General features: G+C 70.0%; 13 protein-coding genes. 11 read left to right on the forward strand and 2 right to left on the reverse strand.

Annotated features, from left to right (window positions below; genetic code table 11):
* Positions 1-246 precede the first annotated feature (246 nt).
* The 10 genes from E5A74_RS01785 to virB11 all read left to right on the forward strand — a co-directional run bounded on the left by E5A74_RS01785 (position 247) and on the right by virB11 (position 9,709).
* Complete coding sequence (locus tag E5A74_RS01785; RefSeq protein ID WP_135982238.1) at positions 247-885, forward strand: peroxiredoxin; 639 nt, start codon at positions 247-249, stop codon at positions 883-885.
* 5 nt (positions 886-890) lie between these two features.
* Positions 891-1,850, forward strand: coding sequence for a serine O-acetyltransferase EpsC (gene epsC / locus E5A74_RS01790; RefSeq protein WP_135982240.1), 960 nt, complete (start codon positions 891-893; stop codon positions 1,848-1,850).
* A 124-nt stretch (positions 1,851-1,974) separates the two neighbouring features.
* A complete protein-coding gene (locus tag E5A74_RS01795) occupies positions 1,975-2,292 on the forward strand; it encodes a TrbC/VirB2 family protein (protein WP_135982242.1) in 318 nt (105 codons plus the stop codon).
* Between the two features lies 1 nt (position 2,293).
* Positions 2,294-2,578, forward strand: a complete 285-nt coding sequence (locus tag E5A74_RS01800; RefSeq protein ID WP_135982244.1) for a VirB3 family type IV secretion system protein — start codon at positions 2,294-2,296, stop codon at positions 2,576-2,578.
* Positions 2,557-4,911 carry a VirB4 family type IV secretion/conjugal transfer ATPase gene (locus E5A74_RS01805; protein WP_135982246.1) on the forward strand — a complete coding sequence of 785 codons (2,355 nt, stop codon included), beginning with the start codon at positions 2,557-2,559 and terminating at the stop codon, positions 4,909-4,911. Before E5A74_RS01800 ends, E5A74_RS01805 begins: the two co-directional genes overlap by 22 nt.
* Positions 4,908-6,152 (forward strand): type IV secretion system protein, encoded by a 1,245-nt coding sequence (locus tag E5A74_RS01810; RefSeq protein ID WP_135982248.1) that lies wholly within the window; start codon positions 4,908-4,910, stop codon positions 6,150-6,152. Before E5A74_RS01805 ends, E5A74_RS01810 begins: the two co-directional genes overlap by 4 nt.
* Positions 6,149-6,955: a VirB8 family type IV secretion system protein gene (locus E5A74_RS01815; RefSeq protein ID WP_135982250.1), complete on the forward strand. Its 807-nt coding sequence runs from the start codon at positions 6,149-6,151 to the stop codon at positions 6,953-6,955. The genes E5A74_RS01810 and E5A74_RS01815 overlap by 4 nt, the downstream gene beginning before the upstream one ends.
* Positions 6,952-7,641: a TrbG/VirB9 family P-type conjugative transfer protein gene (locus tag E5A74_RS01820; RefSeq protein WP_135982252.1), complete on the forward strand. Its 690-nt coding sequence runs from the start codon at positions 6,952-6,954 to the stop codon at positions 7,639-7,641. Before E5A74_RS01815 ends, E5A74_RS01820 begins: the two co-directional genes overlap by 4 nt.
* Entirely contained in the window at positions 7,641-8,717 is a 1,077-nt protein-coding gene (locus tag E5A74_RS21185) for a TrbI/VirB10 family protein (RefSeq protein ID WP_240699598.1), read from the forward strand. Before E5A74_RS01820 ends, E5A74_RS21185 begins: the two co-directional genes overlap by 1 nt.
* Complete coding sequence (gene virB11 / locus E5A74_RS01830; RefSeq protein WP_135982254.1) at positions 8,714-9,709, forward strand: P-type DNA transfer ATPase VirB11; 996 nt, start codon at positions 8,714-8,716, stop codon at positions 9,707-9,709. The genes E5A74_RS21185 and virB11 overlap by 4 nt, the downstream gene beginning before the upstream one ends.
* Positions 9,710-9,713: 4 nt before the next feature.
* Here the strand turns inward: virB11 and E5A74_RS01835 are convergent, their stop codons facing one another.
* Together E5A74_RS01835 and E5A74_RS01840 are read right to left on the reverse strand one after the other, a co-directional pair.
* Positions 9,714-10,130 (reverse strand): hypothetical protein, encoded by a 417-nt coding sequence (locus E5A74_RS01835; RefSeq protein WP_206365740.1) that lies wholly within the window; start codon positions 10,128-10,130, stop codon positions 9,714-9,716.
* A gap of 71 nt (positions 10,131-10,201) precedes the next feature.
* Positions 10,202-10,876, reverse strand: a complete 675-nt coding sequence (locus tag E5A74_RS01840) for a protein-L-isoaspartate(D-aspartate) O-methyltransferase (protein WP_135982256.1) — start codon at positions 10,874-10,876, stop codon at positions 10,202-10,204.
* 174 nt (positions 10,877-11,050) lie between these two features.
* On the opposite strand from E5A74_RS01840, the gene E5A74_RS01845 reads away from it, so the two are divergent.
* Entirely contained in the window at positions 11,051-12,235 is a 1,185-nt protein-coding gene (locus E5A74_RS01845) for an efflux RND transporter periplasmic adaptor subunit (protein WP_135982258.1), read from the forward strand.
* Positions 12,236-12,242 lie beyond the last annotated feature (7 nt).

Below are 12,242 nucleotides of genomic sequence, written 5' to 3' on the forward strand. Positions count from 1 at the left end.
GACAATACTTTGACTATCTTCAACTTGTTCGAGTCCAAAGAGAATCGTCTTCTTGAACGTGCCGGGTCTATTTCGCTGCCGGCGACGGGCTGAGCACTGCCGCGCCCGGCGCCGGCGGAAGCTCCTGCTGCGGCGGATCGAACCGGCGCGAAAGATTTCCTATTGGATGGATAGGAATTCAGTTGTTCGGGGTGCCGCGGCGGCGCGCTAGGCCGTGCGCATCGCCCCCAAGCACAGGAGACGACGATGTCGCTCAAGCTCTTCGATACCATTCCCGATTTCACCCAGGAATCGACCCAGGGCCCGCTCAACTTCTACGATTGGGCCGGCAACGACTGGGTGGTACTGTTCTCGCATCCGCGGGATTTCACGCCGGTCTGCACCACCGAGCTCGGCGCGGTCGCGAAGCTGGCGCCGGCGTTCGCCAAGCGCGGGGTCAGGGTGATCGGCCTGTCGGTTGATCCGGTCGACCAGCATCTGCGTTGGGCGGGCGATATCGAACGTACCCAGGGCGCCGCGCTCAACTTCCCGCTGATCGCCGATGTCGATCGCCGCGTCGCGGGCCTGCTCGGGCTGATCCATCCCAATGCGTCGGATACCGCGACGGTGCGCAGCGTGTTCGTGATCGATCCGGCGAAGCGCGTGCGGCTGACGCTGACCTATCCCGCCTCGACCGGGCGCAATTTCGACGAGATCCTGCGCGCGATCGACAGCCTGCAGCTGACCGACGCGCACAAGGTCGCGACCCCGGCCGACTGGAAGCAGGGCGAGGACGTGATCATCCTCCCCCTGATCGGCGACGCGGAGGCGAAAGCGCTCTTCCCCGCCGGCTGGACCGAGCACACCCCCTATCTGCGCACCGTCGCGCAGCCGCGATCGGCGTGAGCGAGATGTCGACGGCACCCGCGGCGTCACCGTTCGCGGCGGAGATCACCCGGGCGGTCTCCGGGCTCAACGCCGCGCGGGGGGCGTGGCGCGAGCGTGAGGCCGGGCGCCACGACGTCGCGCGCTTCCCCGCGCCGCCCGAACTGGCCCGCGCCGTCGAACAGCTCGCCGCCGCGCTCTATCCGGTGCGGCTGGGCGGGTTTCGCGGCGGCGCGCTTCGCGAGGATGATTTCGTCGCCGACGCGCTCGGCCGGGCCTTCGCGATCCTGCGCGAGCAAGTCACGCGCGAGCTCGATTATTGGCAGGGCTGGTGCGATGCGCCCTTCGACGCGGAGCAGGCCGAGACGATCGTCCGCCTCTTCGCCGCCGCGCTCCCCGAGATCCGCGCGCTGATCGACAGCGACATCGAGGCGGCGTTCGTCGGCGATCCCGCCGCGCGCACCGCCGACGAGATCCTGATCAGCTATCCCGGCGCGCTGGCGATCCTCCATTATCGCATCGCGCATCAGCTCTTCGCGCTCGGCGCCGCGATTGTTGCGCGAGTGATCTCCGAGCTCGCCAACGCCCGGACCGGGATCGACATCCATCCCGGCGCGACGATCGGCCCGCGCTTCTTCATCGATCACGGCACCGGCGTGGTGATCGGCGAGACCGCGATCATCGGCGCCAACGTGCGCCTGTATCAGCACGTCACGCTCGGCGCGCGCAGCCCGCTCGGGCTCGCCAGCGTCGGTCCGCGCGACCGGCTCGCGCGGCATCCGATCGTCGAGGACGATGTGATCATCTATGCCGGGGCGACGATCCTCGGCCGGGTCACGATCGGCCGCGGCAGCACGATCGGCGGCAATGTCTGGCTGCTCGGCGACGTGCCGCCGAACAGCGTCGTGGTCCAGCCCGAGGCGGTGCAGCTCGACGCGGCGACCGCGCGCGAGGTGACCGCGGAGCTTCGCCTGGCGCGCGCCTGATCGGTTGCGTGGCGCCCGCGCGGCACGCCCCGATGCGAGTCAGCGCTGGCCATCGCGCTTCACTTGTTGCAAAATCCTGTCGCTGCCCCATCATCGCAGCATAGAATCGGGGGGCGAGCACGGGATGTTCCGGTCGGCAAGGACAGGTTTGGCGTGGGTATTGGGCGCGGTCTGGGCGCTCCCGGCGGCGGCGCAGGATTCGCTGGCCGATCCCGAGGGGTCGGGCGTGATCGTCGCCGCGGTCCGCTGGCTCGAGGGCACGCTGCTCGGCACGATCGCCACCGTCGTCGCGGTGATCGCCGTCGCCTCGGTGGGGTTGCTCATGCTGACCGGGCGGATCAACTGGCGCTACGGCGCGACGGTGATCCTCGGCTGCTTCATCCTGTTCGGCGCCGCCAGCATCGTCGCGGGAATCCAGTCGACGGCGCAGCTGGGCCAATAGGATGAACGGGCTCGAACGAGACCCGCTGTTCGTCGCGCTCACCCGTCCGCAGATGTTCGCCGGAGTCACCTACAGCTATTTCATCGCCAATGCGGTGATCGCGACCGAGTTGTTTCTGATCTTCAAGTCGGTCTGGGCGGTGGTCGTGGCGCTGGCGATCCACTTTGTCGGCGTGATCCTCTGCCTGCGCGAGCCGCGCTTCTTCGATCTGTGGCTGACCCGGCTGGGGCGCTGCCCGCGCATCCGCAACCATGCGATCTGGCGATGCAACTCCTACCGGCCCTGACGCGGGATCCCGAGGTCGTGCGCCGCGAGGCGCCGGCCGGGCGGCACCTGCCCTATGCGCGGCACGTCGACGATCACACGATCGAGACGCGCGAGGGCCTGCTGATGCAGGTGCTCCACCTGCGCGGTCTGCTCTTCGAAACCGCCGACACCGACGAGATCAATTATCGCAAGCGGCTGCGCGACGCGATGCTCCAGTCGATCGGATCGTCGCGCTTCGCGGTCTACAGCCATGTCGTGCGGCGGCGCGTCGATGCCGGGCTGACCGCCGCGTTCCCCGATCCCTTTTCGGCGCAGCTCGACGCGACGTGGAAGGCGCGGCTCGCGCAGAAGCGGCTCTACGTCAACGATCTGTTCCTCACGCTCGTCCGGCGGCCGTTGCAGGGCCGGATCGGCCTGCTCGATCGGCTGCGCGGCGGCGTGGCCGAGAGCAATACCGGCCACGAGCTGCGCCAGCTCGACGTCGCCCGCGATGCGCTGCTCGCCGCGCTCGGCAGCTACGAGCCGCGGCTGCTCGGGGTCTACCAGACCCCGCAGGGCACCTGCTCCGAGCCGCTCGAATTCCTCTCCTCGCTCTACAATGGCGAGGTCCGCCCGGTGCTGCTGCCGCTGCAGGATCTCGGCGCCTATCTGCCCTATCGCCGGGTGAGCTTCGGGCAGGAGACCGTCGAGCTCGGCCCGACCGGCGGGCTCGAGCGCAGCTTCACGGGGATCGTCTCGATCAAGGACTATCCCGGCCAGACCGCGCCAGGGATGCTCGACGAATTGCTCCGCCTGCCCTTCGAGCTGACGATCGCGCAGAGCTTCGGCTTCGTCGAGCGGCAGGCGGCGCTGTCGAAGATGAACCTCGCGCTGCGGCGGATGCGCTCGGCCGAGGACGAGGCGGTCAGCCTGCGCGCCGATTTGTCGGGCGCCAAGGACGATGTCGCCGCAGGGCGCGCCGGCTTCGGCGAGCATCACATGACGATCGCGGTCCATGGCGGCGCGCCGGGCGCAGTCGATGAAGGCGTCGCCGAGGTCCAGGCCGTGCTCGCCGACATGGGCATCATCGCGGTGCGCGAGGAGATCGCGCTCGAGCCCGCCTTCTGGGCGCAGTTCCCGGGCAACTTCAAATATATCGCCCGGCGCGGCCTGATCTCGACGAGCAACTTCGCGGGGTTCGCCAGCGGGCACAATCTTCCGCAGGGCCGCCCCGCCGGCAATCACTGGGGCGATGCGGTGACCTTGCTCGAGACCACCGCGGCGGGCCCCTATTATTTCAATTTCCACCAGGGCGATCTCGGCAATTTCACCGTGATCGGCCCGTCGGGCTCGGGCAAGACGGTGGTGCTCAACTTCCTGCTCGCGCAGAGCCGCAAGTTCGCGCCGCGAATCATCTTCTTCGACAAGGATCGCGGCGCCGAGCTGTTCCTGCGCGCGATCGGCGGACGCTACGATCTGCTCCGCCCGGGCACGCCCTCGGGGCTCAATCCGCTGCAGATCGAGGACAACCCCGCCAACCGGCAATTCCTGATCGACTGGATCGCGCTGCTCGCCGGCGGCGCCGACATCGAGGAGATGGCGCGGATCAAGGACGCGATCGATGCCAATTTCGGCCAGCCGATCGAGCAGCGCCGGCTCCGCTATCTCGCCGAGTTGTTCCGTGGCGGCCACCGCCCGCACGCCGCCGATCTGTGGGCGCGGCTGCGGCCCTGGTGGGGCGAAGGCGAGCGCGCGTGGCTGTTCGACAACGCGACCGACGAGACCGACCTCACCGCCGCCACGGTCGGCTTCGACATGACCCAGATCCTCGACGATCCGGCGATGCGCACCCCGGCGATGATGTATCTCTTCCACCGGGTCGAGGAGCGGCTCGACGGCACCGCCGCGATCATCGTCGTCGACGAAGGCTGGAAGGCGCTCGACGACGATGTCTTCGTCCGCCGGATCAAGGACTGGGAAAAGACGATCCGCAAGCGCAACGGCATCGTCGGCTTCGCCACCCAGAGCGCGCAGGACGCGCTCGAGAGCCGCATCGCCAGCGCGATCATCGAGCAGGCCGCGACGCAGATCTTCATGGCCAATCCCAAGGCGCGCGCCGCCGATTATGTCGAAGGCTTCGGGCTCACCGAGCACGAGTTCGAGCTGGTCCGCACGCTTCCCGACAACGCGCATTGCTTCCTGATCAAGCACGGCAACGAAAGCGTCGTCGCGCGGCTCAATCTCAGCGGCGAGCGCGATCTGCTCACATTGCTCTCCGGGCGCGAGCGCACCGTGCGCCTGCTCGACGAGATCCGCGCCACCAGCGGCGACGATCCCGCCGCGTGGCTGCCGCGTCTGCTGGAGGTCGCATGAGCGCCGCCTGCCCCGGCGTCGTCGAGGATCTGTTCCTCCAGAGCGTGCTCGGCTTCGTCGATTGCCAGGCCCAGTCGATCGGCACTGCCGCCTATCAGACGCTGGCCGCGCCCGGATCGCCGCTGTCGCTGTTCCTCACCGGGCTGCTTACCTTGTTCATCGCCTTTGTCGGCTATCGCATGCTGATGGGCGAAGTGCCCGGCGTGCGCGACGGCGTGCTCGCGCTGGTCAAGATCGGCGTCGTGCTCGCGCTGGCGGTCAGCTGGCCGGTCTATCGCACGCTGTTCTACGACACCGCGCTGCACGGACCTGCCGAGCTGGTCGCACAGGTCGGCGCGCCCGCCGGCGTGCCGGGCGCGGACGGCGGGCTCGTCACGCGCCTCGAGCTGGTCGACGATGCCCTGCTCGAGCTCGGCAGGCTCGAACTGGCGCCCACCAACAATAGCGGCGAGGTGCGCGTCGTCGATGGCCGCGAGGTGGTGGTGCCACCGCCATCGCGTGAGCCCCAGACGATCTTCGGCACCTCGGCGCTGGGTACCGCGCGCTGGGTCTTTCTCACGGCGACGATCGCCTGCTTCGCCTCGGTGCGCCTGCTCGCCGGACTGCTGCTCGCGCTCGGGCCGTTCTTCATCGCCTTCCTGCTGTTCGAAGGGACGCGGGGCCTGTTCGAGGGCTGGATACGCGCGCTCGGTGCCGCGGCGCTCGGCGCGGTGGCGGTGACGCTGCTCCTCGGCGTCGAGCTCGCGCTGCTCGAGCCGTGGCTCGCCGAGCTCATCGCGCGGCGCGGCGCGACCCTGCCGATCGGCGGCGCCCCCACCGAGCTGCTCGTGGTGATGACCGCCTTCGCGCTGGCGCTGGTCGCCGGGCTCGGCATGGCCGCGCGCGTGGCGGTGGCGTTTCGCATGCCGTCGACATGGCGGAACCTGTCTTCGCGGCTGGTCGCGAATCTGCGCGCCGGGGATCGGCTGCACGTGCCGCTCGCGCAACGCCATGGGCAGGCGCCCGCCGAGCAGCTGTCGCGTGCCGCGGCGGTGGCGGAGGCCGTCGTCCATGCCCAGCGCCGCGAGGCGATGGCCGGGGCAGCGGCCGGCATCGCCGGCATCGCCCCGCAGAGCGCGACAACGCGGACCGGCGCGCGCGACCTGCCCGTCGCCGCGCCGGTGCCGCTCGGCCAGAGCCACAGGCGGCGAACCCAGGGCCGCGTCTCCGCGAGCGCCTCGCGAAGGGATACGGGACGATGAAGAACAAATCCCGCGAGGCGCTCGACGCCTATTATCGCGAGGCCGGAAGCTGGGCCGAGGACCGCGAGACCGCGCTGCGCGCGTCGCGGCGCACCGCCTGGATCATCGCGTCGGTGGCAACCGCGGCGGCGCTGATGCTCGCGCTCGCGCTGCTGGTGCTGATGCCGCTCAAGACCGTCGAGCCCTATACGCTGCTCGTCGATCGGCAGACGGGATTCGTCCAGGCGCTCAAGCCGCTCGATCCGCAACAGGTGAGCGGCAATACCGCGCTGACCCAGTCCTTCCTCGTCCAATATGTCATCGCGCGCGAAAGCTTCGACGTCTCCGCGCTCCAGGCCAATTATCGCAAGGTCTCGCTCTGGTCCGAAGGCGATGCGCGGCGCGCCTATGTCACCGGCGTGCAGGCGTCCAACCCCGATAGCCCGCTCGCCCGGTTGCCGCGCACCACGGTGATCGAGACCCGGGTGAAGAGCGTCTCGCCGATCGGCCAGAATGCCGCGCTGGTCCGGTTCGACACGATCCGGCGCGATGCCGGCGGGCGCGTCGAGGCGCCGCGCCCCTGGGTGACGGTGATCCGTTATCGCTATTCGGGCGAGCCGATGCGGCTCGAGGACCGCTTCGTGAACCCGCTCGGCTTCGAGGTGACGCGCTATCAGCGCAATGCCGAGGCCGTGCCACCGCCCGAGCCGGCGCCTGCTCCCGCGCCGACGCCCGTCCAGACCCTCGTCCCGGTCGTACCGGGCGCGGGCGCGGGAACGGCCGCGCCCGTGCCCCGCCCGGCTCAGCCCGAGGTCGAGCTGTGAGGGCGTTGCTCGCCGCCGCGTTGCTGCTGATCCCCTCGGCGGCGCTCGCGCAGGCCGAACTGCCGGCGACCCCGCCCAATCCGCGTTTCCAGTCGATCGAGTACAGCCCCGATACCGTGTTCACGCTGCGCGGCGCGCCGGGCTACCAGGTGGTGGTCGAGCTCGCCCCCGATGAGCGGATCGAGAATATCGCAGTGGGCGACAGCGGCGCGTGGCAAGTCACCGCCAATCGCCGCGGCGACCGGCTCTTCGTCAAGGCGATCCGCGGGGAGGTGACGACCAACATGACCGTCATCACCGACGCGCGGCTCTATTCGTTCGAGCTGATCCCCCTGCCCGACGCCCAGTCCGACATGGCCTATGCGCTGCGCTTTCGTTACCCCGATCCGGCGGCGACGTCCGTCACCGCGGCGAGTGAGGTGCAAGCCGGCCGCTACAAGATGCAGGGTAACCGCGCGCTCATCCCCAGCGGCATGCACGACGACGGCGTGCACACCTATATCGAATGGGCCGAAGGGCGCACGCTGCCGGCAGTCTATGCGGTCAACGATCAGGGCAAGGAGACGCTGGTCAACGGCATGATGCGCGACGGCCGGATGGTCATCGACAGCATCCAGCAGAAGCTCGTCTTCCGGATCGACGATCGCAAGGCGACCGCGGTGCGCGTCGCCGAGGGCGGACGCTGATGGCGACCGCGCCGCCCTCGATCGATCCGCGCACGACGCACGAGGCCAATGTGCTGCCGGTGGTCGCGCGGCCGCGCTCCGGTCCGCCGGTCTGGGCGATCCTTCTCGGCGTCGCGCTCGTCGGGCTGCTGCTGTTCACCGTGCTCGACGCGCGGCGGCGATCCTTGACCGCACCCGCGGTGCGACCGCGCCCCGCCGATCTGGTGACTACGCCGGCACCGCCGCCGGCGCTCTACGTCCCGCCCGAGCCGGCGCCGCCGCCCCCGGCGGTGATCGTCCGCGAAGTGCGGGTGCCCGCCCCCGCCCCGAACAATCCGCCGCCGCCGCAAGTGGTCTATGTGCCGCAGCCGATGCCCGGACCCACGCAGCTGCCGCCGCCGCCGCAGCGCGCGACCACCGAGCCCGCGCTGGTGATGGACAATACCGCCGCGGCATCGCCCAATCCCCCGACGACGCAGGGACCCCAGGTGCCGATCAGCCAGATCGGCAACGCGGCCAACAGCCTCGCCGGCACCCGCGCCGGCGCGGGCGTGCTCGCCAACCGCGCGACGACGGTACCGCAGGGCACGCTGATCCCGGCAGTGCTCGAGACCGCGCTCGATTCGACACGGCCGGGGCTGGCGCGCGCGATCGTCTCGCGCGACGTGCGCGGCTTCGACGGCAGCCGCATATTGATCCCGCGCGGCAGCCGGCTGATCGGCGAATATCGCTCCGATGCCGAGGCCGGCCAGAACCGGATGCTGGTCAACTGGATCCGGCTGATCCGGCCCGACGGCGCGACGATCGCGATCGGCTCCCCGGCCAGCGACACGCTCGGCGGCAGCGGGATCCGGGCGAGCGTGAACAGCCATTTCTTCGAGCGCTTCGCCGGGGCGATCCTGCAATCGGCGCTCGACGTCGGCGTCAACCTTGCCTCGCGCTCGGTCGATTCGCCGGTGGTGGTGCTGCCGGGCTCGGGCGGGGGACCGCGCGTCTTCCCCAATCAGGTCCGGCCGACGCTCAAGGTCAAGGCGGCGACGAGCATCTCGATCTTCGTCGCGCGGGACCTCGACTTCACGGGTGTCGAAGGGCGATGAGCAGCGCCGCGCCGGAGCGCGAGGGGCAAGTCTATCTCCGCTCCTATCTCGCGCCGCTCACCGGCATGCTGGCGCGCCCCGACGTCACCGACATCTATGTCAATCGCCCGCAGGAGGTCTGGGTGGAGACGCTCGGCGGCGCGATCGAGCGGCACGAAGCGCCGGGCCTCGACGGGGCGACGCTCGAGCGGCTCGCCCGCCAGATCGCCGCGCTCTCGCATCAGGGGATCAGCCGCGAGCATCCGCTGCTTTCGGCCAGCCTGCCCGACGGCGCCCGCGTCCAGATCGTCGCGCCGCCGGCGACGCGCGGGCCGATGGCGATCGCGATCCGCAAGCATGTCACCTCGGATCTCTCGCTCGCCGACTATGCCGCGACCGGCGCGTTCGACGACACGCGTCACCGCGCCGAGCGCGACGCGGTCCGCGCCCGGCTGGCGGCGATGCTCGACGCGGGGGACATTGCCGGCATGCTCGCCACTGCGGTGCGGGCGCGCAAGAATATCCTCGTGTCGGGCGGGACCTCGACCGGCAAGACGACGTTCCTCAACGCGCTGATCCGCGAGATCCCGGCGGAGGAACGGCTGATCCTCATCGAGGACACCCCCGAGCTCCACCAGCACCACGACAATCTGGTCGGGCTGCTCGCGGTACGCGGCACGCTGGGCGAGGCGCGCGCGAGCACCACCGATCTGCTCGCCGCCTCGCTGCGCATGCGGCCCGACCGCATCATTCTCGGCGAGCTGCGCGGCGAGGAGGCCTATGCCTTTCTGCGCGCGATCAACACCGGCCATCCGGGTTCGATGACCTCGGTCCATGCCGACTCGGCCGAGCGCGCGGTCGAGCAGATCGTGCTGCTCGTTCTTCAGGCCGGCACCCAGCTCGGCCGCGAGGATGTCCGCCACTACGTGCGCAGCACGGTCGACGTGTTCGTCCATCTCGCGCGGAGCGGCGGCAAGCGCCGCGTGGCCGAAGTGATCCTGGGCGGCGACTAGAAGCTCAGGGTCGGCGCGGCCTGCCGCCACCGCCGCCACTCGGGCCGCGCTTCGGGCCCTGCCCGCCCTCGCCGCGCGGCGGACGCCCGCCGCCGTCGCGCGGGGGGCGTCGCTCGCCGCCACCGCCCCGCGGGCGATGCGAGGGCGACGGCGAAGCCGGCGCGGGCCGGCGCTGCTCGACGCCCTGCGCGACCGAATAGCCTTCCTTGAGCAGCCTGGTGAATGCCGAGCGCACATTGGTGGCGATCGCCGCCTGCACGTCCTTCGGCAGATCGGCGAAGGTCGTGTTCGGATGGATGCTGTTGACCTCGCGCACCAGCAGGTTGGGGAGCCCGTTGGAGGCGTCCTTCAGCGCCACGATCGAATCGAGGACGGTGGAGAACAGAATCTCCTGCATCAGGTCGGTAGCCGATTTCGCCATAGTCCCGCCCCAACGCCCGTACGGCGCGCCGGTGTCAAGCGATGAGTCGACGGCGCGCCTTTCCGGATGCGTCAGACCGTCTCGAGCTGGGTGAACTGGACCGCCATTATTTCGCGCAGGATCAACTCGTCGCCCTCGCGCACGCCACGCACCAGCCGCTGCGCGCCGGGATCGCCGATCGGCATCACCAGCCTTCCGCCCTCGGGGCTCAGCTGCGCGACCAGCGCCTCCGGCACCTCGCGCGCCGCGGCGCAGACGAGAATCGCGTCGAACGGCGCCGCCTCGGCCCAGCCGCGCGATCCGTCGCCGATCCGGATCGCGACCCGCTCGTGCCCGAGCGCGATCAGCCGGGCATCGGCGATCCCGGCGAACTCCTCGACCACCTCGACGCTCCACACCCGCGCGGCGAGTCGCGCGAGGATCGCGGTCTGGTAGCCCAGCCCGGTGCCCACCTCGAGCACGCTGTCGGTCTCGGCGAGGTCGAGCAGTTCGATCATCAGCGCCGCCATGAAGGGCTGCGAGATCGTCTTGTCGAAGCCGATCGGCAGGGGGCTGTTCTGATAGGCGAGCGCCGCGAACTGCGCCGGCACGAACAGGTGCCGCGGCACCGCCAGCACCGCGTCGCGCACCCGCGGCGACGGTGCGGGCCGGCCGATCTCCTCCTGCAACAGATCGAATTCGATATCGATCAGCTCGACCATATGGCGCCGGAGAATGGCCAGATGCGCGTCGGTGAGCGGCCTCATGAGGGTTCGTCCTGAAGGTCTGAAATAGTTGAACGCATGATCCCGGTTACCGCAACATCGATTGTCGATCGCAGGTCTTGCGGCGGCCCCTTCAATTCCTACCGATAGGTACGAATCTGCTTGCAACGCTCGCCGGGGGCGTTACTTGCTGCACCGCAGAAAAGGGAGTTCTCTGTGAGGCGCGCGCTCGTTCTTATCGGATTCACGCTGCTTGCCGGTTGCGGCGGGGAGCAGGCGCCGCCTGCCCCGCCCCCGCCGCAGGTGACCGTTGCCACCCCGCTCCAGCGCGAAGTCGTCGACTGGGACGATTATACCGGCCGCTTCGTCGCGCCGCAGGACGTCGAGATCCGTCCGCGCGTCAACGGCGTGGTGACCGCGATCCATTTCAGCGACGGGCAGGATGTGCGCCAGGGGGCGCCCTTGCTCACGATCGACCCGCGTCCCTATCGCGCCGCGCTCGCCCAGGCGCAGGCACAGGCGTCGCGCGCCAATGCCGCGCTGTCCAACGCCCGCCAGGTGACGGCGCGCAGCCGCAAGCTCGCGACCGCGCAGGCAGTGAGCACCGAGGAGCTCGAGGCGAATATCGCCGCCGAGCGTACCGCCGCCGCCGATCTCGCGGCGGCGCGTGCCGCGATCAACGCCGCCGAGCTCAACCTCAGCTTCACCACCGTCCGCGCGCCGTTCAGCGGCCGCATGTCGGATCGCCGGGTCAGCATCGGCGACTCGGTGGCGGACGGCCAGACGGTGCTCACCCGCATCGTCTCGCTCGACCCGATCTGGTTCCAGTTCGAGGGCGCCGAGGCCTTCTACCTCAAGAATCTCCGCCAGGATAAGCGCGGCGAGCGCGGTTCCTCGCGCAACACGCCCAACCCCATCCAGATCCAGCTCGCCGACGAGACCGAGTATCGCTGGAGCGGCCGGATGGAGTTCCTCGACAATGCCGTCGATCCCAATTCGGGCACGATCCGCGCACATGCGGTGGTGCAGAACCCGACGCGGTTCCTCACTCCCGGCATGTTCGGCCGCGCGCGACTGCTCGGCTCGGGCACCTACAAGGCCATGCTGATCCCCGACGAGGCAGCCGTCACCGACCAGACCCGTCGCCTCGTCTATGTCGTCGGCAAGGACAACAAGGCGGCACCGCGTCCGGTCGAGGTCGGCGCGATGGTCGAGGGCCTGCGCATCGTCCGCGACGGTCTGGCACCGACCGACCTGGTGGTGATCACCGGAATGGGCCGCATCCAGCCCGGCGCCCCGGTCTCGCCGGTCAAGGGCGTGATCAAGGCCGATCCGACCCGACAGGCCGCGCCGACCGCGGCGACGCGGGAGCCGGCTTCGGGCCAGGCGACGATCCGCTAGGCCGCCC

This window comes from Sphingomonas naasensis (assembly GCF_004792695.1).
Classification (GTDB): Bacteria; Pseudomonadota; Alphaproteobacteria; order Sphingomonadales; family Sphingomonadaceae; genus Sphingomonas; species Sphingomonas naasensis.

Bases quoted from the DNA above. Each gene is read 5' to 3' on its own strand.
- E5A74_RS01785 (WP_135982238.1), top strand. From the start codon at position 247: ATGTCGCTCAAGCTCTTCGATACCATTCCCGATTTCACCCAGGAATCG.
- epsC (WP_135982240.1), top strand. From the start codon at position 891: ATGTCGACGGCACCCGCGGCGTCACCGTTCGCGGCGGAGATCACCCGG.
- E5A74_RS01795 (WP_135982242.1), top strand. From the start codon at position 1,975: ATGTTCCGGTCGGCAAGGACAGGTTTGGCGTGGGTATTGGGCGCGGTC.
- E5A74_RS01800 (WP_135982244.1), top strand. From the start codon at position 2,294: ATGAACGGGCTCGAACGAGACCCGCTGTTCGTCGCGCTCACCCGTCCG.
- E5A74_RS01805 (WP_135982246.1), top strand. From the start codon at position 2,557: ATGCAACTCCTACCGGCCCTGACGCGGGATCCCGAGGTCGTGCGCCGC.
- E5A74_RS01810 (WP_135982248.1), top strand. From the start codon at position 4,908: ATGAGCGCCGCCTGCCCCGGCGTCGTCGAGGATCTGTTCCTCCAGAGC.
- E5A74_RS01815 (WP_135982250.1), top strand. From the start codon at position 6,149: ATGAAGAACAAATCCCGCGAGGCGCTCGACGCCTATTATCGCGAGGCC.
- E5A74_RS21185 (WP_240699598.1), top strand. From the start codon at position 7,641: ATGGCGACCGCGCCGCCCTCGATCGATCCGCGCACGACGCACGAGGCC.
- virB11 (WP_135982254.1), top strand. From the start codon at position 8,714: ATGAGCAGCGCCGCGCCGGAGCGCGAGGGGCAAGTCTATCTCCGCTCC.
- E5A74_RS01835 (WP_206365740.1), bottom strand. From the start codon at position 10,130: ATGGCGAAATCGGCTACCGACCTGATGCAGGAGATTCTGTTCTCCACC.
- E5A74_RS01840 (WP_135982256.1), bottom strand. From the start codon at position 10,876: ATGAGGCCGCTCACCGACGCGCATCTGGCCATTCTCCGGCGCCATATG.